General features: G+C 45.3%; 26 protein-coding genes. All 26 read right to left on the bottom strand.

The features are described from left to right. Positions 1-2: 2 nt before the first annotated feature. Complete coding sequence (gene aroC, locus MHI25_RS21235; protein WP_076302762.1) at positions 3-1,172, bottom strand: chorismate synthase; 1,170 nt, start codon at positions 1,170-1,172, stop codon at positions 3-5. 192 nt (positions 1,173-1,364) lie between these two features. Further along, positions 1,365-1,553, bottom strand: coding sequence for a hypothetical protein (locus tag MHI25_RS21240; RefSeq protein ID WP_312148616.1), 189 nt, complete (start codon positions 1,551-1,553; stop codon positions 1,365-1,367). Positions 1,554-1,631: 78 nt separating this feature from the next. Then, on the bottom strand, positions 1,632-2,435 hold the full coding sequence (locus MHI25_RS21245) for a protein-glutamate O-methyltransferase CheR (protein ID WP_036676236.1): 804 nt from the start codon (positions 2,433-2,435) through the stop codon (positions 1,632-1,634). A 27-nt stretch (positions 2,436-2,462) separates the two neighbouring features. Then, a complete protein-coding gene (ndk, locus tag MHI25_RS21250) occupies positions 2,463-2,906 on the bottom strand; it encodes a nucleoside-diphosphate kinase (RefSeq protein WP_076127503.1) in 444 nt (147 codons plus the stop codon). Between the two features lie 99 nt (positions 2,907-3,005). Further along, positions 3,006-3,974: a polyprenyl synthetase family protein gene (locus tag MHI25_RS21255; protein ID WP_076127501.1), complete on the bottom strand. Its 969-nt coding sequence runs from the start codon at positions 3,972-3,974 to the stop codon at positions 3,006-3,008. Then, the gene (locus MHI25_RS21260) at positions 3,971-4,831 is read right to left on the bottom strand and encodes a menaquinone biosynthesis protein (RefSeq protein ID WP_076127500.1); all 861 of its coding nucleotides are present in this window, start codon (positions 4,829-4,831) and stop codon (positions 3,971-3,973) included. Before MHI25_RS21260 ends, MHI25_RS21255 begins: the two co-directional genes overlap by 4 nt. Positions 4,832-4,835: 4 nt before the next feature. After that, positions 4,836-5,438, bottom strand: a complete 603-nt coding sequence (locus tag MHI25_RS21265; RefSeq protein WP_036676229.1) for a flavin prenyltransferase UbiX — start codon at positions 5,436-5,438, stop codon at positions 4,836-4,838. After that, a complete protein-coding gene (locus MHI25_RS21270) occupies positions 5,438-6,310 on the bottom strand; it encodes a UbiA-like polyprenyltransferase (RefSeq protein ID WP_076127498.1) in 873 nt (290 codons plus the stop codon). Before MHI25_RS21270 ends, MHI25_RS21265 begins: the two co-directional genes overlap by 1 nt. Continuing rightward, positions 6,303-7,055, bottom strand: a complete 753-nt coding sequence (locus tag MHI25_RS21275; RefSeq protein WP_139329851.1) for a demethylmenaquinone methyltransferase — start codon at positions 7,053-7,055, stop codon at positions 6,303-6,305. The genes MHI25_RS21270 and MHI25_RS21275 overlap by 8 nt, the downstream gene beginning before the upstream one ends. Positions 7,056-7,058: 3 nt before the next feature. Further along, positions 7,059-7,952: a heptaprenyl diphosphate synthase component 1 gene (locus MHI25_RS21280; protein ID WP_232061419.1), complete on the bottom strand. Its 894-nt coding sequence runs from the start codon at positions 7,950-7,952 to the stop codon at positions 7,059-7,061. 91 nt (positions 7,953-8,043) lie between these two features. Continuing rightward, on the bottom strand, positions 8,044-8,586 hold the full coding sequence (locus MHI25_RS21285) for a hypothetical protein (RefSeq protein WP_280753030.1): 543 nt from the start codon (positions 8,584-8,586) through the stop codon (positions 8,044-8,046). Between the two features lie 94 nt (positions 8,587-8,680). Beyond that, on the bottom strand, positions 8,681-8,929 hold the full coding sequence (gene mtrB, locus MHI25_RS21290) for a trp RNA-binding attenuation protein MtrB (protein WP_051490908.1): 249 nt from the start codon (positions 8,927-8,929) through the stop codon (positions 8,681-8,683). Between the two features lie 116 nt (positions 8,930-9,045). Next, a complete protein-coding gene (locus MHI25_RS21295) occupies positions 9,046-9,318 on the bottom strand; it encodes an HU family DNA-binding protein (RefSeq protein ID WP_036676223.1) in 273 nt (90 codons plus the stop codon). A 377-nt stretch (positions 9,319-9,695) separates the two neighbouring features. Next, positions 9,696-11,174 (bottom strand): stage IV sporulation protein A, encoded by a 1,479-nt coding sequence (gene spoIVA / locus MHI25_RS21300; RefSeq protein WP_036676222.1) that lies wholly within the window; start codon positions 11,172-11,174, stop codon positions 9,696-9,698. A gap of 437 nt (positions 11,175-11,611) precedes the next feature. Beyond that, positions 11,612-12,358, bottom strand: a complete 747-nt coding sequence (locus tag MHI25_RS21305) for a DUF3939 domain-containing protein (RefSeq protein WP_254847661.1) — start codon at positions 12,356-12,358, stop codon at positions 11,612-11,614. A 30-nt stretch (positions 12,359-12,388) separates the two neighbouring features. Continuing rightward, on the bottom strand, positions 12,389-12,757 hold the full coding sequence (locus tag MHI25_RS21310; RefSeq protein ID WP_036676220.1) for a 2Fe-2S iron-sulfur cluster-binding protein: 369 nt from the start codon (positions 12,755-12,757) through the stop codon (positions 12,389-12,391). A gap of 34 nt (positions 12,758-12,791) precedes the next feature. Beyond that, the gene (locus MHI25_RS21315; protein WP_036676218.1) at positions 12,792-12,971 is read right to left on the bottom strand and encodes a DUF2768 family protein; all 180 of its coding nucleotides are present in this window, start codon (positions 12,969-12,971) and stop codon (positions 12,792-12,794) included. A gap of 198 nt (positions 12,972-13,169) precedes the next feature. Beyond that, entirely contained in the window at positions 13,170-13,445 is a 276-nt protein-coding gene (locus MHI25_RS21320; protein WP_038572437.1) for a stage VI sporulation protein F, read from the bottom strand. 66 nt (positions 13,446-13,511) lie between these two features. Then, complete coding sequence (locus MHI25_RS21325) at positions 13,512-14,552, bottom strand: NAD(P)H-dependent glycerol-3-phosphate dehydrogenase (RefSeq protein ID WP_076127494.1); 1,041 nt, start codon at positions 14,550-14,552, stop codon at positions 13,512-13,514. Continuing rightward, on the bottom strand, positions 14,545-15,162 hold the full coding sequence (gene plsY, locus MHI25_RS21330; RefSeq protein ID WP_036676213.1) for a glycerol-3-phosphate 1-O-acyltransferase PlsY: 618 nt from the start codon (positions 15,160-15,162) through the stop codon (positions 14,545-14,547). The genes MHI25_RS21325 and plsY overlap by 8 nt, the downstream gene beginning before the upstream one ends. A 12-nt stretch (positions 15,163-15,174) precedes the next feature. After that, positions 15,175-16,500 (bottom strand): ribosome biogenesis GTPase Der, encoded by a 1,326-nt coding sequence (gene der, locus MHI25_RS21335; RefSeq protein WP_036676212.1) that lies wholly within the window; start codon positions 16,498-16,500, stop codon positions 15,175-15,177. Between the two features lie 176 nt (positions 16,501-16,676). Then, a complete protein-coding gene (gene rpsA, locus MHI25_RS21340) occupies positions 16,677-17,999 on the bottom strand; it encodes a 30S ribosomal protein S1 (RefSeq protein WP_170914203.1) in 1,323 nt (440 codons plus the stop codon). Positions 18,000-18,173: 174 nt separating this feature from the next. After that, positions 18,174-18,761 (bottom strand): lysophospholipid acyltransferase family protein, encoded by a 588-nt coding sequence (locus tag MHI25_RS21345; RefSeq protein WP_036676211.1) that lies wholly within the window; start codon positions 18,759-18,761, stop codon positions 18,174-18,176. Beyond that, complete coding sequence (gene cmk, locus MHI25_RS21350; RefSeq protein WP_254848699.1) at positions 18,758-19,468, bottom strand: (d)CMP kinase; 711 nt, start codon at positions 19,466-19,468, stop codon at positions 18,758-18,760. The genes MHI25_RS21345 and cmk overlap by 4 nt, the downstream gene beginning before the upstream one ends. 207 nt (positions 19,469-19,675) lie before the next feature. After that, a complete protein-coding gene (locus MHI25_RS21355; protein WP_036676209.1) occupies positions 19,676-20,329 on the bottom strand; it encodes a flagellar brake domain-containing protein in 654 nt (217 codons plus the stop codon). A gap of 133 nt (positions 20,330-20,462) precedes the next feature. Then, positions 20,463-21,821 carry a germination protein YpeB gene (gene ypeB / locus MHI25_RS21360; protein ID WP_076192213.1) on the bottom strand — a complete coding sequence of 453 codons (1,359 nt, stop codon included), beginning with the start codon at positions 21,819-21,821 and terminating at the stop codon, positions 20,463-20,465. Between the last annotated feature and the right edge of the window lie 87 nt (positions 21,822-21,908).

Raw genomic sequence — 21,908 nt, forward strand, 5'->3', positions numbered from 1 at the left:
GATTAATAACTCTCCAATTGTGCAAGATAGTTTTCATAATTCGCTTTAATTTCTTCGAGAGAATCCCCGCCGAATTTATCAAGAAATGCTTTGGCAACTTCCCATGCCACTACGCTTTCCAAAACCACACATGCCGCTGGAACCGCACATGCATCCGAACGTTCTACTTGAGCTGTAAAAGGTTCTTTCGTATCGATATCTACACTTTGAAGTGGCTTATACAAGGTAGGAATAGGCTTCATAACACCACGAACCACTACCGGCATGCCATTCGTCATCCCGCCTTCAAAACCGCCTAAACGATTGCTTGCGCGATAGTATCCTTTAGAAGCTTCATACATAATTTCATCATGGACTTGCGATCCACGCAATTTTCCCGCTTCAAATCCAATGCCGATTTCAACGCCTTTGAAGGCATTAATCGACATCACTGCCCCAGCGATCGCCCCGTCCAGCTTCCGGTCTGACTGTACATAGCTGCCAAGTCCAATGGGCAGTCCTTCGACGATACATTCAACGATTCCACCGATGGAGTCGCCCTCTTCCTTGATCTGATCTATGTAAGCCTCCATTTTCTGTTCTGTTTCTTTGTCGACAACTCTGACAGAAGACTGTTCTGTCCGTTCAATCAGTTCATCGATAGGCAGATCATTTACAGGTGCCTCAATTTCACCAATGCGAATGACTTGACCTGCTACTTTCACACCAAAAGCTGCCAGCAGCTGTCTGGCTACAGCGCCACATGCGACTCTGGCTGCGGTTTCGCGGGCACTGGAGCGCTCCAGAACGTTGCGAAGATCCGTATGATTGTACTTCAATCCACCATTCAAATCTGCATGTCCAGGACGCGGCCGATTTACCCGGCGTTTTTCTTCATCACTGCCTGGAATAGGTTCAATATTCATAATGTTCTTCCAGTGAGTCCAATCCTTGTTCTCTACTACCAAGGCTACCGGAGCACCCGTAGTATAGCCGTGACGTACTCCACCTACAATTTGTGCCGTATCTTTTTCAATCTGCATGCGGCGTCCACGTCCGTATCCCTTTTGTCGACGATGCAATTGAAAGTTAAGCTCTTCAAAATCCAAAGTTAAATTACTTGGCAATCCCTCAATAATAGCCGTTAGCTGGGGGCCGTGCGTTTCCCCCGCTGTTAAATAGCGTAAACTCATGATGTCTTCCCCCTTTTATACTTTTAAACTGTAAACCGCTAAAATCCTATGATCTTTGCTCATTATAGTATAGGGAATCCGCTTTGACAAGAAAGGGATCTCCCTAGAAACACTGTATGTATACCGAAATAAAAAGCGCCATCCATACCCTTAAGAGTATGAATGGCGCTCCTCGGCTCGGTCCTCAGCTTGTTAGCTGCCGAGCCGCTGGCTTGGTGAAGGGAATGTAGACTTACGCTCTTCCAGCTGCAGAAGGCGCTCCAATTGCATTTCTTCCACACCGAGAATTTGCCCGCACTCACGAACGGTGATAAAGCCTCGTTTGTACGCGGCAATGACCTTGCTTTTGTCCATCGGTTTAACTTTCCTTTCACTTAGCATACAGATTCTACTATCCAGTATCACTGAACTTTTGCGAAAGTATACCTTTGAAGTTAATGGCGAAGGAGCAAAAAGTATTTATTTTTTACGATAGAAAAAAGTTTCCGTCGATTCAAAGCCATATTGAGCCGGTGTAAAGATTTGCTCTGTGCTGCCCACAAACAAATAACCACCCGGACGTAAGCTAGCCGAAAACTTATGATAGAGCTTGTTCTTCGCTTCTTCAGTAAAATAGATCATTACATTGCGACAAATAATAAGATCGAAACCTTCGTCGAACTTGTCCAAGAGCAAATTTTGTTTGCGGAAATCTATGTTTTTCTTAAGTGAATCGCTGACCTTGAAGACAGGGCCTTCCGGCGTAAAATAACGTGCTGCCACGTCTTTCGGCACATCCTTTAAAGAACGTTCCAAATAAAGACCCTGCTTTGCTTTGGATAAAGCGCCATCATCAATGTCAGTGGCAAGAATACCTGTCTGCGCCAATATATTCTTGTCCGACAAAATCATAGCCAGCGTGTAAGGCTCTTCGCCTGTGGAACATGCCGCGCTCCACAGCTTTAATTTGCGGCCCGACTGCTGGAGGTCAGGGAGGATAATATCCCGCAAAACTTCCCAGCGATTCGGATTCCGCCAGAACTCAGAGACATTGATCGTCATTCGATCTAAAAATTCATAAAATAAGTCCTTATTTTTCATCATCGCTGCAAAAAAATCACTGAAGGTATGATAACCATTCTTCATCCGAAGAGTCGTCAAACGCCGCTTCATCTGTGCTTCTTTATATTGAGCCAGATCAATTCCGGTGCTTTGTTTAACGTTGTGAATAAATCCGCTATAATCTGGATCTGTTGTTAATGCTGCAACATTACGATCAGACATGTTAATCCCCTGCCTCCCACCTGGACCTTACATCCAGACTGCGATGTCTTTGTTATACTGATTCAGTTCATCTGGAGCAAAGAAATTAGCAATTTCCCGTTCTGCACTTTCAGGCGAGTCTGATCCATGAATTAAATTAAGTGGTGTATGGCTGGCAAAGTCGCCACGAATCGTGCCTGGCAGAGCTTCTCCAACTTTTGTTTTGCCTATGAGTGTCCGGGATAAAGTTACGACATCATCGCCTTCCCATACCATTGCAAACACTGGACCTGAAGTGATGAAAGAGACCAGCTCTGAAAAAAAGTCTTTGCCTGCATGCTCAGCATAATGTCTTTTCGCTTGATCCTCACTCACTGTAATCAGTTTAGCAGCGACCAATTTAAACCCCTTATCCTCAAAGCGGGCAACAATACGCCCTATTAATCCACGTTGAACTCCATCAGGCTTGACCATCAGATACGTCTTTTCCATAGAAGCACTCTCCATTTTCCCATTTGAAGGGTTGTTTTGACGCTATCTTAACAGAAACATTGCTTTCTGGAAACGTTTAATTTCAATCTCACCAGAAGATCAATAACTTCTACCTGTTATAAAATACGCAATATCGCGCAGATTGCGCTTAGTCTTATTGTTAGGCAATTGTTCCAGCGCCGCCAGCGCCTTGTCGATATAACGTGAAGCGAGCTCCTCAGAACGGGCGATTCCGTCTCCGGAAAGAATGAGATCAATCGCATGTCCTACCGTGCTATGTCCCTCACGTATAGACTTCAGTTCCTCAAGCAATGACTCGCGCAGTCGCTCATCCTCAAGACTATAAATCACTGGAAGTGTAATGTTTCCTTGCCGCATATCACTGCCCGGAGGTTTACCGATCTGTTTCTCTGTGCCTGAGAGATCCAGTAAATCATCACGAATCTGGAACGCCATACCCACGTTATATCCATAATTATAAAGCAGACGAGCTACTTCTGGATCTGCCTCAGCAGCAAGAGCGCCGAGTTGGCAGCTAACTGCAATCAGCAGGGCTGTTTTGCGGCGGATACGCCGTAGATAATGACGTACACTTTGCTCACTGTTGAAAAAGTCACGAATCTGCTCCATCTCTCCGATCGACATTTCGATCATCGCCTTAGACAGAATTTGATGAATTCGTGGATTCTTCAGCTCCGTAGTCATAACCAGCGCTTTTGCATATATGTAGTCACCAGTGTACATGGCAATTTTATCGCCCCATTTTGCTTTCACGGTGAGTTCACCACGGCGCAATTCTGCATCGTCGATCACATCATCATGGACCAGTGAAGCGCTATGGATCAACTCTAACGGTATCGCCACCCGTTTCAGTTTTTCCAGATCATACTTACCGAATTTCCCGCCCATTAGGACAAATACGGGACGTAATCTTTTGCCGCCTGCCTTTAATAAATGCAGGGAGGTTTCTGTAAGCAGATCGTCATCCCCCTGTACACTGCGGTACAGCTCTTTTTCAATCTGATCCATATCTCTGTTCAGTAATCCGAATATTTGCAGTCGTTTCATTCTTTCACCCGTGTCAACAGTTTATGGCTCCAAATCTCCATCTTCACTTCCTGCGGCAGCAGGCCCATCTCATAGGCATAGCGGAAATAGAGGTTCAAACCTTGCTGCTGCCTTTCTCCAAAATCATAACATAAATTGCGGAAGTACCCTTCCCAATAAGACTTTGTTCCTCCAATGTTAGAACAAGCTGCTTGTACAATAGGATCTAAATCTCTCAATCCCCGCATTTTACTCTCGGCAAAAGCCTCTGCAATCTCAGAAATAGCTTCCGGTTTGTCCTCCGCAGCCTTTCGATTCACTGCCCAGACCGCAAAGGTCATCCCTAAGCCCGTCCATTCCTTCCAAACCTCAGCTAGATCAGTAACGATATAACCTTGATCCTGCCATGAGGCCTTAATAGCATTATCACCAATTAATAAACAGGCATCCGCTTCATGCATCATGTCATCCAAATCAGGATTAGCGCTAATATACTCCGGTTTATTGCCAAAAGCTTTTTCCATTAAAATTTTCAGCAAATTTACTGAGGTTGCAGAAGTATTCGTAACAGCGATCTTACCGCTGCCAATCTGAGCAAATGGCACCCTGGAAAAAAGGAATATTGATCTCACAGGACCGTCCGCGCTAACCGATAAATCAGGTAGAAGTAATAATTTGTCACTGGCCTCAGCATAAGCAAAAGAGGATAAAGCACCTACATGAATAGTTCCACGGCTCATCCCCTGATTAAGAATGGCAGGTACCTCACTCACCATCTCTGCAGGATATTTCAGTGCAGAGGGATGAAAATTGTGAAATACCGGCCATGAGTTGGTATAGCTGATTTTGCCAATGATGGTGTGGCTGTTATTGTCCATCCTTTCAATCCCCCCATCTTCGAAATAAATTGTGTTCAATATTAAAGCTGTCAAGCACTTTGCCCACCATGAAATTAATCAGATCATCCATACTTTGCGGTCCAAAATAAAAAGCCGGCATTGCGGGAATCATCCGAACTCCCAGACGGGACAGCTTCAACATATTCTCTAGATGAATAGCATGCAGTGGAGTCTCACGAGGTACAAGCACCAGTGGGCGGCCTTCCTTGAGCATAACGTCAGCAGCACGTGTCATCAGATTATCAGAGGTCCCATTCGCTACCGCGGATAATGTTCCCATAGAGCAAGGCATAATAATCATCCCTTCCACACGAAACGAACCACTTGCAATGGATGCGCCGATATCCGCAACAGGATGATAAAGCAGAGAACCGGGATAGCCTTTGAACCTTTCGTTCAAAAAGCCCTCCCGGTCTGATGCGATATAGCCAAGTTCTTCTTTAAATACGCGCCAGCCCGCATTGCTAACTACCAAATGCACGGAGTAGCCTAGTGACAGCAAGGTTTCAGTTAGACGAACACCATATATCGCACCGCTTGCTCCTGTAATTCCAACCACGATGTTTTTCGGTTTAGTAAGCGTCATTAGTAGAACTGCACCACCAAGTCAATCAAAGTGAAAGAGAACACCACGATGCTCAATACGCCGTTCATAGTGAAAAAAGCAGTCTGCAGACGGCTCAGGTCACTCGGAGATACAATGTAGTGCTCATAAAAGAGAATGATATATGCGATGATCATGCCTGCTACATACCACCAGCTTAAATCCGTCATAAACAGCAACGATACGAATCCAATCGCCGTGAGAATGTGAAATACGCGGGCAATAAAGAGTGCACCTTGAACCCCGAACCGAACCGGAATGGACTTCAAGCCCTCTTTTAGATCAAACTCAACATCCTGACAAGAATAAATTACATCAAAACCTGCAGTCCAAAACACAATAGTGAAATAAAATACCATTGAAGTCCAATTCACACTACCAGTTACAGCTACCCAACCGCCTAAAGGTGCAAGCGCAATGGTCAGACCGAGGATAAGATGGCAGGCCCATGTAAAGCGCTTAGTAAATGAATAAATGACAAGAAGGAAAACTGCGATCGGCAAGAGCTTGGCCGACAAAGGATTCAGCTTAAAGGCTGCCCAAAAGAGTAAGAAAAACGAAATGCCGATAAAAATGACGACTTCACCGATCTTCAATAATCCTGCAGGAATAGCTCTTCCCGCTGTGCGTGGATTCTTAGCATCACTTATCCGGTCAATCAGTCGATTCAGCCCCATAGCAGCGCTCCGTGCCCCAAACATAGCCACTACGATCCAACCAATCTGGCTCCAGGTAGGTAGCGTGCCAAACATGACAACGGAACCAAGTAAAGCGCCCATAAAAGCAAAAGGTAAAGCAAATACCGTATGTTCAAACTTGATCATTTGTAAAAAGATACCGATTTTCTTAAACATTCCCGTTCTCCTTGAGCCCAATATGTAATGCCGCGATGCCTCCGGTCAAGGGGAAGGATTCCACTTTTTGCAGTCCGGTTTCACGGAAAATAGCAGCTAATTGCTCCCGGTCAGGGAACAGCGCCAGCGATTCTGGCAACCATTTGTATTGCTCATACCTTTTAGCGAATAACTTGCCCAGCAATGGGAGTACACGCTGAAAATAAAAGAAATAGATACCTTTAAACGGTTGTTTCATCGGCTTGGAAAGCTCCAGGCAGACCACCATTCCTCCGGGCTTCACCACCCGTTTCATCTCGTTCAGCACTTGAACAAGATCCGGTACGTTGCGGAGTCCAAAACCAATCGTTGCATAATCAAATGCGTTGTCTTCAAAAGGCAACTCCATAGCGTTGCCCTGTACGAGAGAGATCCGGTCCTGAAGCTTGCGCTCCTCCACCTTACGGCGCCCCACTTCAAGCATGCCTGCACTGAAGTCGAGCCCTATCACATTCCCTGTCTGTGAGGCTTCGGCCAAGGCAATGCTCCAATCGCAAGTGCCGCAGCATAAGTCTACAGCTGAATCCCCGCGCTTCATACCCATCTTCTTCATCGTGAACTTACGCCAAGCCTTATGCCGACGAAAGCTTAAGATGTCATTCATCAAATCATATTTACCTGCAATACTCTCAAACACCGAGTGCACAAACTGTTCCTTCGGCTTGCTGTTATCACCCACAGCAGTTGTAGTTTTGTCCATAGTCATCCACTAACCCTCCACGGCTGCTTGTCCTGAGACTTTCATCTGCAGGAGAATACGATCCAGCGCTATCTCAAGCTCTCTAAGCAGGCTTTCGTCTTTAACGCTTTGTAATAGTCCCTGAATCGACTGAATCGACTGATGGAGCTTGTCCGTCAGCAGAGAATCACATTTATATTTCATCTTCAGCATCTTCCAGTCCTTCTGATCAAGGTTCTGGTCTTGAAGCTGTTTGCGTTCTTCCTCTGTCGCTGACTCCAGCATCTTCCAGTAGCAATAACCATTGCTTGCATTCTCAAGGTTATCACAACGCTGAAGCTCTATGGCAACAGTTTCGCACTGACTGAACTCTGTCAATAACTTCTCCCACAATTCCACTAAGGAATTCTCGATCATGGGCGTAAAAGAAAGGAACAGCCGCATATTGAGCTGTACCATGTGCCGCAAGTATTGTTCAGCCGAAAGACGGATTCCTCTCATCTTCACATAGAGGTTCGCTTTCAAGACATTGAAATCAGCAATCGCCTTACTCAAGATTCCAACCATCTCAATCTGATCACTCTTTGCAAGCAGATGGTAAAACCAGCTACTAAAATAATCACCAGCCAATACCTTTAATTGACGGGAACGCATAGGATCTCCACCGCGTCTATCATTCGAGCGGTCAATTACCTCATGTGTATCTAGTCCAAGTTGAATAAGTGCGGTTACGAGCGTATACAACTCACCAGTACTTCCTTTTACAGAAGATCCATGGTTTAGAAAAATATATAACAAATGACCCCGGCCATCAGAAAACGGCGGCAAATCCGTATGCTTCTGAATCATGTCGTAGTCGGTGTAGGGTTTTGCCAGTTGCGGTATGCAGTACGGTTTCATTTCAGCCTCCGAAGCCATTGACATTTATATTAATTCCTTTGTTCACAATCTTGTCTATTATATCACATGTTTTTTTGTCACGCACTGTGATACAACTGAGTTTCTTTTATTCTTCTCAAGGATAAATGAACTGCTTCTTCCAGAGCTCAGTCTCACTAATACGGAAGCCTGTCTTGAGACGCTCGGATATGGGGAGATTACCCGCAGACTGAAGTTCATTCTGGAGTTCAACGGACCACTCCGCGCGTCTGATATCCCCTGCTAGCAGCAGCCGGCGGCTATCCAGCCATTTATCCATGACCACGATGCGCAGCAGAAGCTGATCTACATTCAAGGTTTCTTGAAAAGCAAAAGAAATAGTCTGTGCCATATTTCGATAAAGCTCCTGGGGTTCATGATCATTTCCGCTCACTTTTAAATCCAGAGACAGAACGTGATCCTCCCAGCCTACGCTATCAATGGATAAGGTCAATGGAAGTGCGCCAAGAACATCAACAAGATTATCGTTGTCTAGCACCGTGTTATGGCCGCCAGTAAAAGTCTCCACTGCACCATTTCTCTGCTGTAAGGTTGAATCCATATCTGCCACTTTGGGCAATATTACAGCAGAGGTTGCAGTCAAGAGTAATACGGCTCCAACCCACCAGGCCTTGTTCATGAACACGCCCCCCTTATCCATAATTCCCACTCTTAGCGGAATACGATCATTTCTCTTTACTATATTTTGAAAAAAAGCAGGCTATGCCTGCTTTTCAGCTTTCACTTTCCAATTGTCCGTGCTTTGTCCATATTTCAGCCTTACCGCGGATCTTCATCGCTGAGGTATGATCAGTAAACTGGGCAATCAATACCTCGCCCTTATCCAGCTTCTCTGTATGATGAAAACGTGTATCTGTACCTCTGGTTAACCCAATGACCTGAACGCCATTATCTTTAGCCTTAACCACAATATAGTCGCTGCCCGTTGGAAGCGGAGTAGTACCCGTATTTTTATCCATCATCACTCATCCTCCTCTAAACCTATTATACAGTTCATAGTATTTCAAAAAACAAATGCCGCCTTGGAGGGCGGCATAGTTGTTCTTAAAAAGACTATGGGATAGGTATGTAGAAATCTTTATTTGATTCCGTCTTTCAGCGCCTTACCGGGTTTGAATGCCGGTACCTTGCTTGCAGGAATTTCGATTTCTTCACCAGTTTGCGGGTTACGGCCTTTACGTGCAGAACGCTCACGCACTTCAAAGTTTCCGAATCCAACCAGTTGTACTTTATCACCGCTTTGCAGTGCTTCTGTAATTGCTTCGAAAACCGCATCTACAGCTTTAGTAGCATCCTTCTTGGGAAGTTCAGTTGCTTCTGTAACTACATTGATCAAATCTGATTTATTCATGTTTTCTCACCTCCCTGAGTAAATTCTCCGGTATCATACACTGTTTCCGTTTCAACGTAAAATATACGTGATAATCCCGTTTAAAACTTAACTTTGGCGCCCTTAGACCTTGAAGCGCAACAAACTTATAGTAATACAGCCCATCCATAAATTCAAGCTGTTACTCAAAAAAGGAGCAGAAATTATCATCTATCCTTGCATATTTATCTAAATTCAATCTAATTTGTTAGACCTATAGGAGCATTTAAGGTCTTTATTTCATCAGAATAATTGAGTCAGAATCACCGTTATTATAGGAACTAGGAATCAAGTTTTAGGATATATACAAATAAAAAGAGCAGGATTTCTCCCACTCTTTGAATTTATTTATATTCAGCTTAGAGAATAATTGCAATAAGTCCGCCGGAACCCTCATTTATAATGCGGCCAAGCGTTTCTTGCAGTTTGTAGCGCGCATTATCCGGCATCATAGCTATCTTGCCTTGAATTCCTTCTCTTACAATGGAGTGCAGGGAGCGGCCAAAAATATCGGATTCCCAAATCTTAATAGGATCATTCTCAAAGTCCTGCATCAGATAACGAACCAGCTCTTCGCTTTGCTTTTCCGTTCCGATGATTGGCGAGAATTCAGACTCCACATCCACCCGAATCATATGAATGGATGGTGCCGTAGCCTTTAAGCGAACCCCGAAGCGAGAGCCCTGACGAATCAGTTCTGGCTCGTCGAGTGCCATTTCAGCTAAGGATGGAGCCGCGATACCATAGCCAGTAGTCTTGACCATTTCCAAAGCTTCTGAGAATCGGTCGTATTCTCGTTTCGCATGTGAGAACTCCTGCATAAGCTGGAGCAAATGATCCTTACCGCGGATCTCAACCCCAACCACTTCCATCAGAACTTGATCGTACAGCTCTTCTGGAGCATACAGGTCGATCTCTGCTACACCCTGACCCATGTTCATACCACTTAGGCCAGCTTTATCAATAAAGTCATATTCGGTGAACTGAGATACGAGGCGGTCAACATCCCTCAGGCGGCGAATGTCTTTTACCGTATCGCGAACGGAGTTCTCATAACTACTACGTAGCCAGTGGTTTTCTCCAAGCACCATAACCCAGCTTGGCAGATTTACATTTACTTCATGCACTGGGAATTCATAAAGCACTTCCCGCAGCACACCAGTTACGTCATCTTCGCTCATGTTTGCGGCGCTTAGCGTCATAACTGGGATATCGTATTTGATGGCTAGCTCGTTACGGAGCTGCTGCGCTTCCTCACTGCGTGGCCGGGTGGAGTTAATGACAAGCACAAACGGCTTACCCACTTCCTTCAGCTCTGCAATGACGCGCTCTTCAGAGTCCACGTACGAGTTCCGCGGAATTTCTGCAATCGTACCATCTGTTGTTACCACTACACCTAGCGTTGAATGCTCCTGAATAACCTTACGTGTCCCGATTTCTGCCGCTTCCTGAAAAGGAATAGGCTCTTCAAACCAAGGTGTAGAGATCATACGTGGTCCATTTTCATCCTCGTAACCTTTTGCACCCTCTACAGCGTAACCTACACAGTCTACCAGACGAACATTAACCTCAAGCCCTTCCGCAACCTTGATTTGGACTGCGTTGTTTGGCACAAACTTCGGTTCTGTCGTCATAATCGTTTTGCCTGCTGCGCTTTGCGGAAGCTCATCCACAGCTCTTACTCGATCAGCCTCATTCGTGATGTTTGGCAGGACAATTGTTTCCATGAAGCGCTTGATAAATGTCGATTTCCCCGTGCGAACCGCGCCGACGACGCCAAGATAAATGTCTCCGCCGGTACGCTCGGCAATGTCCTTGAAAATATCCACTTTTTCCAAAAGAGATCCCCTCCTCATATTACTCCGAAGAAAAAATGCCTGAAGAGCATCGACTTCGCGTTCCGCCGGTAATCTGACCCTTGCAGGACATCAACCGGACTTATCGTATGCCCGCCCGAAGCCTAGCTGCTTTCGACCGGGACGTACTTGCCCCGCGCTAAACTCCGAATGCTCGGACATGCATTTGGACTAGTATCATCATATGTATCCGGAACGAATTTATGACCCGTATTCGCGCATTTCCCAATGTAATTTCAAAAAAAGTTAAGTCTGCGCGCCGCAAGGCGTCTGACGCCCGGAAGCTTACTCATCCATCTTATGAGGTAGGATTCGTTGATAGAACTATTTTTAGTGGATGCTGAGATTAAAAGGTTATAAACAAAAAACGCCTAATGCCCCGGATAAAACCGAAGCTTAGACGCTTTTAAACTATAACTCTAACTTGGAGGCTGTGGGATCGGCTGATTATTAATCCATAGATACGGCAAAGACTTTACGGGAACGTAATATGAAGCTTCCTCCAGATCCAGTCGCAAGTCCTGATTCTTGTCGTGCTCTCCACCCTTCTTATCGACGGCAGCCATGATATCAAAAACATAATCTACGTAGACAGTTCCATCCTTATCCATGATAAAGTCAAGAACTTGACCGGAATAGACGCTAGTTAAGGTTATAGAGCTTGTACCCGCCTGCTTATGATCAATGGTATACAATCCGGGGTATAGCTCATCAAGCACAGGCAGGTTGCCGCCATGAGCTGATTTATAACGGTTAACCTGTCGTTGCACGTCATTCACCTTTTGAACCGTAACAAGGTCCATCACCTTCACCACAGGATCAATTTCCTCATTCAAAATAAGAAAATAAGCACTTCCACCCTGCTCAAAAGCGGTAGCCGGTATATCATCCAAATATCCCTTATTATTCAACTTCCCCAGGTCAATACGAAACTTCTCATACCTTGGAGTAGTTTCATCCGCATTAAGAATGGGCAATACCCCTTCCTCCTGTTGATAATCATCAACGGCTGCTTGTATCCGTTTAACACTTTCCCGATAATTAACACTAGCCCGCTTCTCTTCACCTGGGTATAGACAGCCCGAAAGCGTAAGCGCGAGCGATACCATCCCTAGCAAAAGCTTGGCCCCTGCCTTCAGTTTCATTTTATATCCTATAAACTCCAACCGAGTCCCTCCCACGGTGACATTCTTACGCTACCACAGTTCATCTTCTTCCCCACGACGCGCTGCTTCAAGCTTACGGCGCACCGCAGCCTTCAGTGGATCTTCCGGCACCTGAACGGTTACGTCGCTCCATACGGCAGCCTGACAGGCCAGACGCGTTCCTTCTTCTAAGGCCGATCCAAGCTTACGCCGCTCAATATCACCGGGAGGCCTTACTGCAGCAGCCTCTTCCTTCGCGACTGTAACCTTGCACATCAGACAGCCTGCTTTGCCTCCGCATCTAGTTGTTATTGGCACTCCTGCTTTACGAGCAGCCTCTAATAACGAAATGCCACGGTTCACAACAGCTTTACGACCTTCTGGTTGAAATACAACGGTAACTCCTTTTTGTGATTTCATGATGTTACTTCCTTCCTCAACACTATGTAACTGCTTACATAATTGAAACAACTCCGCCCAATAGGCCCACTAACATGATGACAAAAGCAAGTATAGACAGTACAGCCTTAAGCAATCCCTTGGTTTTGCTCCGAGCAAAAGTTATAAGAAATACTGATAATCCCATAATCAGCATCGCAATCAGGGATAACCACATTTTTGTCATCGGATCCATGGTCAAAGCCCCCATTCGCCTGTAATTTATTAGGGACTATTATATCATGACCTTATCCTTTTCTGTAAAAAAACATCATTTTTAATGTATTATTTTAAATAAATTACGCTTCGTGAAAATTATCAGGAATATAAAAAAAAAGCAAAAGACGACGGAATCATTCATTGATCCGTTTTCTTTTGCTCACCCAACATAAAGCTATTTTTTAAGCATCATTTTCATTAAAGACTCCATTGTGCTGGAACCTGCGCCGCCTTTTTTAACGGCATTGATAATCTCCTGCACAGTAGCTTCACTGACCGGCACTTTCGCCATTGATGACACCTGCTTAATTAACTGGCGGAGCTGGGCTTCATTCTGCGTAGTTCCTGGCTTTACCGTACTGGCTAGCTTTTTGACGGCACTTTCCGTAATGTTCTTGCCCGCCTTTTTGTTAATGGCGTTCAATGCATCCTTGGAAAAATCTCTGCTCACTTTTCATCCCTCCTCCGTCAATCCCCATTACAACATATGAGAATTTGCGGAAAAAGGTGAACAGGATCAGGAATGCCACTGCTCCCAAGTTTCCTGGGAGATCGACTCAAGCTCAGGCTTACGATCACGACCCATCAGGGCTTCAACCGCACTGCGTGGGCTTCTTCCTTGAAAGAGCACATGATAAATCTGATCCGTAATCGGCATCTGCACACCCAGCTTGAGCGAAATTGCATAAGCTGCTTCGGTAGTACGAATACCTTCGACTACCATCCCCATGGATTCCAGCACCTCGGCCAGCGGCTTGCCTTGACCAAGCATGGACCCAGCGCGCCAGTTACGGCTGTGCTGACTAGTAGCCGTCACAACAAGATCGCCAATTCCGGCAAGGCCGGCAAAGGTCAAAGGATTGGCTCCAAGCTCAACACCCACCCGAGATATCTCGGCGAGTCCACGGGTCAAAAGGGCTGCTTTAGCATTGTCCCCATATCCAAGGCCATCGGATAGACCTGCACCAAGGGCAATAATATTCTTAAGAGCTCCGGCAAGCTCTACCCCTACCTGATCACGATTCGTATATACACGGAAATCGTTGTTGATGAACAATTCCTGCGCTTCGGCGCTACGTTTGTCATCAGGTGAAGCAACTACAACGGTTGTAGGACACCGGCGTACAACTTCCTCTGCATGACTTGGACCGGAGAGGACGACGATCTGCCCTTCGTCACAGCCTAGTTCCTCTGCAATTACGATGGACATCCGCTTATTACTTTCCGACTCAAAGCCCTTCGTAGCATGAACACATAACATGTCATCCTTCCAGAATGGCTTAAGACTGCGAGCAACCTGCCGCATTCCTGAAGACGGAGCTACAATTACAACCGCCTTAGAACCGGACACTGCCGTTTCCATATCCGTAGTTGCAATAATGTTAGCTGGCAGTGCGATGCCAGGCAGATACTTATTATTCGTATGAGAGCCATTGATCTCGGCAGCTTGATCAGAGTTGCGTGTCCACAGATAAACTTCCGAGTGGTTTGCAGCCAGCACACTAGCCAGCGCAGTTCCCCAGCTCCCCGCTACAAGTACGGTAACTTTATCAGACAACACGATTCCCTCCTTTAACTTTTGAGCCTATCTTGTTCTCACGGCCTTCTACAATCTTTACAATATTCGTCCGGTGCCGCCAGAAGGCGAAGACCGCAATAATAATACTGGTCCAGAGCACAGGTTGTGTAAATCCTGTCAACAATAAAGCCACTGGTGTCAGTGCTACAAAAATTAATGAGCCAAGGGACACGTAACGTGTGATAAAGATAGACAGGATGGCGATGATACCGGCGAGCAGCGCTGGCCATAAACAAAGCGTAGCCATAACACCGATCGTAGTAGCAATGCCTTTCCCCCCACGAAAACGAAAATAGAGCGGCCAATTATGTCCGATGATGGCCGCGATTCCGCAAAGAGCCGGAACCCAGGTTCCCCAACCGCCGACCCAGGTTCCTAACCATACAGCGGCCACCCCTTTCAACACATCCAGCAACAGCACTAGTATTGCAGGACCTTTACCCAATACACGCAGTGTATTGGTAGCCCCCGCATTTCCGCTTCCGTATTGACGGATATCAATTCCCTTTAGCAACTTTGCAAGCAGTACACTAAAGCTGACAGAACCAAGCAAATAGCTTACAACGATAACCAGAAGTTCAAGCGCCACACTTCTTCTCCCCTAACCTTCGTTTTCGGATTTGCGCCGTGTAAAGAGACGGATTGGTGTTCCTTCGAAATTAAATGCTGCGCGAATTTTATTCTCCAGATAACGTTCATAGGAGAAGTGCATCAGCGACGGATCATTCACGAACACCACAATCGTAGGCGGCTTAACCGCAACCTGCGTTACATAGTTAATACGCAAGCGACGGCCTTTGTCAGTTGGTGGAGGGTTAATCGCGATTGCATCAGATACAACGTCGTTCACCAAATGTGTAGTAATGCGCAGTGCGTGCTGTTGAGATACATGCTGTACAACAGGCAGCAGTTTTTGCAAACGCTGTTTGGTTAAAGCCGACAAAAAGACAACCGGTGCGTAACTCATAAACAAGAAATGGTCACGAATCTTAGTCTCGAAGTTCTGCATAGTCTTATCGTCTTTCACAATGGCATCCCATTTGTTCACAACAAAAATAGATGCTTTACCAGCTTCATGTGCATAACCAGCAATATGCTTGTCCTGATCGATGATGCCCTCTTCGCCGTTAATTACAACGAGGACCACATCAGCCCGTTCAATCGCACGCATAGCTCGCATAACACTGTATTTTTCAATGTTCTCGTATACCTTGCCTTTTTTACGCATACCTGCCGTATCGATAAGCACATAACGTTGCCCATCACGTTCAAAAGGAGTATCGATAGCATCTCTTGTAGTCCCTGCAATATCGCTGACGATAACACGTTCTTCGCCCAAAATCGCGTTAACCAGAGAGGATTTACCTACATTCGGACGGCCAATCAAAGCTACACGAATGACATCCTCATCGTATTCATCATCTATTTTCTCAGGTAGGCGTTCAACTACAGCATCTAGCAAATCGCCGAGTCCGGTTCCGTGACTACCAGAAATGCCGATTGGATCGCCAAAACCAAGGCTATAGAACTCATAAATATCATCCGCACGCTTCATATTATCCACTTTGTTGATGGCAAGAACGACCGGTTTACCTGAACGGAACAGAATCTGAGCTACCTCTTCATCTGAATTCGTCACACCACTCTTCGCCTCACACATAAATACAATAACATCCGCTTCTTCAATCGCCAGCTCCGCTTGAACACGGATTGATTTCAGAATTGTATCTTCTCCATCAATTTCAATACCTCCGGTATCAATCACACTGAACGACTTACCGTTCCAATCTGAAATACCATAAATCCGGTCACGTGTAATCCCCGGCTTATCTTCTACAATGGCTAATCTATCGCCAATCAGCCGATTAAATATCGTCGATTTTCCGACGTTAGGCCTCCCAACAATTGCCACAACGGGTCTTGCCATATTCATTCCTCCTGTCATCCTTACGTTACTCATCATAGCAAAAAACATTTAAATTGGCTAACAATCATGTTAACTCTCAATAATCCGACCAGTTCCGAAAAAAAGACAATCGGCGAACCCCCGTATCGAGGGCTCGCCGATTACTTTACCCGTATATTCAAAAGCTCGTTTAGGGATTAGTTATTACCCTTAAATTTATCCAGCTTGTCACCAAAACGTTCAGCAAGCGTAAAGCTAAGGCCTTCGTTGCTAAGGGAAACGTTAGGGTTGTTCAGAACTTCTTTAGGAGCTCTGTCTCTGCTATTGCTGCGTTCAGGTCTAGCAGATGGAGCTGGAGCTTCTTCAGTTTCTTTGATGCTCAGGCTAACACGTTTCTCGGATGGATTGAAGTCCAGAACTTTCACTTGAACTTCTTGTCCTTCTTTCAATACTTCGTGTGGAGTAGCGATGTGTTTGTGGGAGATTTGTGAGATATGCACAAGACCTTCCACACCCGGAAGCAATTCTACGAACGCTCCGAAGTTCACAAGACGTTTTACAACGCCTGTTACAACATCACCGATGTTGATTTCGCCAGCAGCAGAGTCCCAAGGACCTGGAGCAGCAGCTTTGATGCTCAGGCTGATTTTTCCTTTTTCAGGATCAACCTTCAATACTTTAACACGTACTTTATCACCTTCAGATACTACATCAGAAGGTTTCTCTACGTGGCTCCAAGCGATTTCAGATACGTGTACAAGACCGTCAACTCCGCCCACATCAACAAATGCGCCGAATTGAGTCAGACGTTGTACTGTACCTTCGATGATTTGGCCTTCAGATAGTTCAGCCATAATTTTCAGCTTGTTAGCTTCGAATTCTTCTTCAAGAACTTCTTTAGCAGACAAGATTACTTTGCTGTTCTCACGGTCAAGTTCTTTCACTTTAACGCGCAAGGTACGGCCTTTGTAATCGCTGAAATCTTCAACGAAGTGACGCTCTACCATGGAAGCTGGGATAAATCCGCGAGCTCCAACATCAGCTACGAGGCCACCTTTAACAACGTCAGCCACAGTAACTTCGAAAGCTTCTTGGGAAGCGAAGTATTTCTCAAGATCTTCCCATGATTTTTCACTATCAACAGCACGTTTGGAAAGAACAAGGCTTTCCTTGTTGTCGTTGATGCTGACAACTTTACATTCTACTTCCTGTCCAACTTCTACTGCTGCAGCAGCGTTGTCCAGTTGTACTGCGGACAATTCGCGAATTGGAATCACACCGTCGTATTTATATCCAATGCTTACATAAGCTTGGTTATCTTCGATTTTGACGATTGTTCCTTTCACGGTATCGCCTTTTTTCAGAGAAATGATTTCCAAGTCAGCTTGGTTAGTCACTTCTTCTTCGTTAACGGCAGCAACTTCTTCTACAGCTCCGTTATTTTCTGTCACAGCGGAATCCACCGCTTCTACGGATTCATTCTTTTCCGCAGCTTCCTGATTTTTAATTTCTTCAGACATGTGATTAGCCTCCTCGATTCAAAACCCCATTTATTTAAACCTGCGTATAGCAGAGTTCAAAACAAGCAATGCATAATATTTCACTTACACTTGATGATAGTATGTTCCAAAAAATAGCGGCTATGCCGTTATTTAATCAAAACATTGAGCAAAATTTGTTGTTCTGCTCATCCCTTAACTAGCACTTGGTTTACCTGTCTCTTTCATCTCACGGATGCGATCCATAATGACATCGGTAACAGCCTCGAGAGATTCGCTCCCCGCACCGGCAAATTGACTAAGGTCTACAGGAGCACCGTAGACAACGACCATGCGTCGAAAGGGTTTATACTGGCCGATAATAGCCGCTGGAATAACTGCTGCGCCGCTTCGAAGTGCAAAGCTAGCAGCACCCTTCTTGGCCACTCCGGCATCAGAGTTACGCGTACCCTCCGGGAAGATACCCATGACATTACCATTACGAAGTGTGTTAAGGGCCGTTTTTATGGATTCTTTGCTTACGCCGCCACGTTTCACCGGAAAAGCACCCAATTTATTAATGAGCCAGCCAAGCACCGGAACCTCAAACAGTTCAGCCTTAGCCATATACTTTACCTGACGGTCCAGCTTAATTCCAATAGTCATTGGATCAAGCAGACTAATGTGGTTAGCGCAGAGCAGTACCCCGCCCTCCTTTGGCACATTTTCTTTCCCCACAATCTTAAGTGGGAAAAGGATTGCGTAAATCAAGCGAAGCAATCCAACACAAATTGCATAAATCATAAATGATTTCTCTCCCCGTCAACATGAGATCTACAGTGGGATACAATGGCCTCCACAACTTGATCGATATTCATTAAGGTCGTATCCAGAAGAATAGCATCTTCTGCACGGCGCAGCGGTGAAATCTCCCGTCCTTCATCCAGACGGTCCCGCTTTGCAATATCGTGTTCAAGCTGCTGAAGCGTCACCGATTCCGCGTCTCTCAGTTCCTTATAACGACGGAGAGCTCGTTCTTCCACACTTGCCGTCATAAAAATCTTTACCTCGGCATCCGGCAGCACGGTTGTACCGATATCGCGGCCATCCATTACCACGCCTTTGCGAAGCGCCATCTGACGCTGCAATTGACTCAGTCTGGATCTTACATCCTCGATCTTCGCATACTGCGACACAAGGCCGCTAACCTGAAGGCTCCGAATATGTGGGGTCACGTCTTCCCCATTAATCAGCACCTTCTGAATGTCTCGTTCCGGAATAAGTTCAATCACCATGTCGCGAACCTTCTCGTTCACTCGATGCTGATCTTCCGGTTCAATGCCTTCTTGGATCATATACCAGGTGATTGCCCGGTACATTGCACCAGTATCGACATAGATATAAGACAACTTCTGGGCTACCAATCGGGCTACAGTGCTCTTGCCTGCCCCGGCAGGTCCGTCGATGGCGACGTTTATTCTGTCATAAGTATGTGTACCCTGCCTATCCAACGGGGCATTCCTCCTCAAACACTCTTTCATAAAAAAAGCATCTAGCGTTACGAAAACTATTCCTGCAATATCAAGGAGCACACATAAATTGTTATGCTTGATGATATTATCAAGAAAAAAGCAGGCATTGCCTGCGACTTATAAAATTATACCACAGTTTATACTTCAGTGCAAAATCAGACAGCTTAATAGAGCTGTAAAAAATGCTTATCTGTTGCGGAAATCAAACTGACGTTCGAAGCAATAACGGATAATTTTCTGGCGTTCCAAATCTGAAATAGCGACAAATTTCAACATCGCTAAAAGGCGTCCATTCTCTAGCTTTTTAATGCGCACTACTTCTCCTTCAAAATTGACATGCTCTGTGCTTCCGTTTCGATAAGGCACCAATACCCAGCAGGACAATTTATTACCAACCTCCAGCTTAACCTGGTTATCCACCAAAAAGGAGATTCCTCCACCACCAATATCATCTGTACGAACTAGGAACCGTTTGCCAAGGCTATCCTTCACAGCAAGCTCTAGATCTGCATTCACTCGGAAAAAGCTTCTTCTCTGGATCTTAAAAATCGAATCTGTCTCCGGCTTTTGAATCCGGACCATACGAATTACATCTTCTTTAAAGCCCAGTACATAAGTATTAAAGTAATTTTTGATGCCACCCTCAGTTAAAAAATAAACCGAAAGCTCGTCCCCCATAAAGAGCCTTTTTAGACGACCATTGCTCTCCTGCATAGGAATTTCAATCAGGAATGCGTCTTCTTCCGTCTCTGCAATTCTTGATCTATATTCAACTTCTGCTTCAGCAGCGTCACTGGAAGCAACCTGTATGTATAGATATTCGTTAATTTTAGGATACAAAGATGTCACCGCCACATCAGTTTAGTAATTATCACTACCCCTGATTATAGCATGGGAATATCAGCCAGTCAGATATATTTTATAGATATTGCAAAAAAAAGGGACGCACCCAACTGCTGGATGCGCCCTCCCTTTATTTTGCCTCAGACCCCGAAGAAGGTCTGATTTCTTCCACAGACTCTTCAATGCCATCCTCGGCGTTAATGTAAATACGATACTTTGAGCCATTAACTCCTCCACCGAACTCGTAAGTCAAGACCTCGACGGAATCATCATTTTTAATCCAGGACAAGCGATTGTATTGCTCCTTGAAATCAGAATTCAGAAATTTTCTCGCCTCTGCAAGGGTAAGCTTTGGTTTTGGAAGCTTCCGGTTGTCCTTGTGCTCATTGACGTATTCGCTGGCCTCAAAACCGATGGTATCACCTGTATCCAGCCCCATACGAATGGTCATCTTTTCAGGATAAATCAATACATCATTCTGTTTGGTTACAAAGGTCAAATTCCCGATATTATCGTAACGATCAGCGCTGACTGCAGTCATATGGGGATATCCTTTTTTCTCAAGAAACTGCTCTGCTTTGGTAACTGCTTCTTTAATAGAAACTTTGGCAGGGCCAACCTCACGGTTATCATAATAAGAGATCAGCAACCCGCCATTTTTGGTGAAATCCATACTAATGGCGTGCTTCTTATTCGAAGCGCTAACAGTTGCTGTATAGGATGGCCATTCGGTGTTCTTCCCATTTTCTTTAACATCCACTTTAGCATTGGAGCCCGCATCCGCGAACTTCAACGCCTTACGTTTGATATCTTCGGCAGTCACGGGGGTACCTCCGAGCATTTTGACGGAACGTTTATCGTAGATGCTTGCTACTGAAGGACCCCAGTCTAGCTCAGGGTATGCCCCTACACGTTTATCCACCGTTTTGAAGCCGTCAATAATCGTGTTGTCCTCCGCTTTATTTTCTGTCGCCAACGCCGTTTCAACATCCATCCAGCGCAGCCGATTGCCAATGACTTTATTTTGTACCTCTTGCAAATCCTTAGAGATTTCTCCTGAGTTCTTGTACAATGCTTTTAGATTGCTCAGCTCTCCATCTGTCAGAGGTTTTTTAGTGAAGTCACGAATCCCGGCTTTATAAGAAAAGTTGGAGATTTTGGACAGAAACTCCTCTGTTTTGCTAAATGGCAGCAAGGTCAGCGGCAGCTGGTTAATCTCATTTTGGGCCTCACTAGTCATCCGCCACACATTCACAAGTCCTTTACGGTGCATCCCATTAGAAGCAGAGTTAACCGCAAGCGTATTTCCAAGCTCACCATGAAGACGGTCCACATGATAGGACAAATCATGAAAGGCGCGTTGATATTGGTTCTCCGCCTTAATTAGTATTGAATTCTTCTCCTGATTCTCCTGATAACCCCACACAAGCGCACCAATCAGCAGCAGCGCGGTCAGCGGGAACATTACAGCACTTAATCTTTTGTACATAGGGCTACAAGACTCCTTTCGATAGCTTATTGGCGTTAGTTTGACAATAAACTAGGAGTCTTATGCACTGAAGTTGCTACACAATGT

The sequence above is a fragment of the Paenibacillus sp. FSL E2-0177 genome (genome assembly GCF_037992975.1).
Classification (GTDB): Bacteria; Bacillota; Bacilli; order Paenibacillales; family Paenibacillaceae; genus Paenibacillus_AQ; species Paenibacillus_AQ odorifer.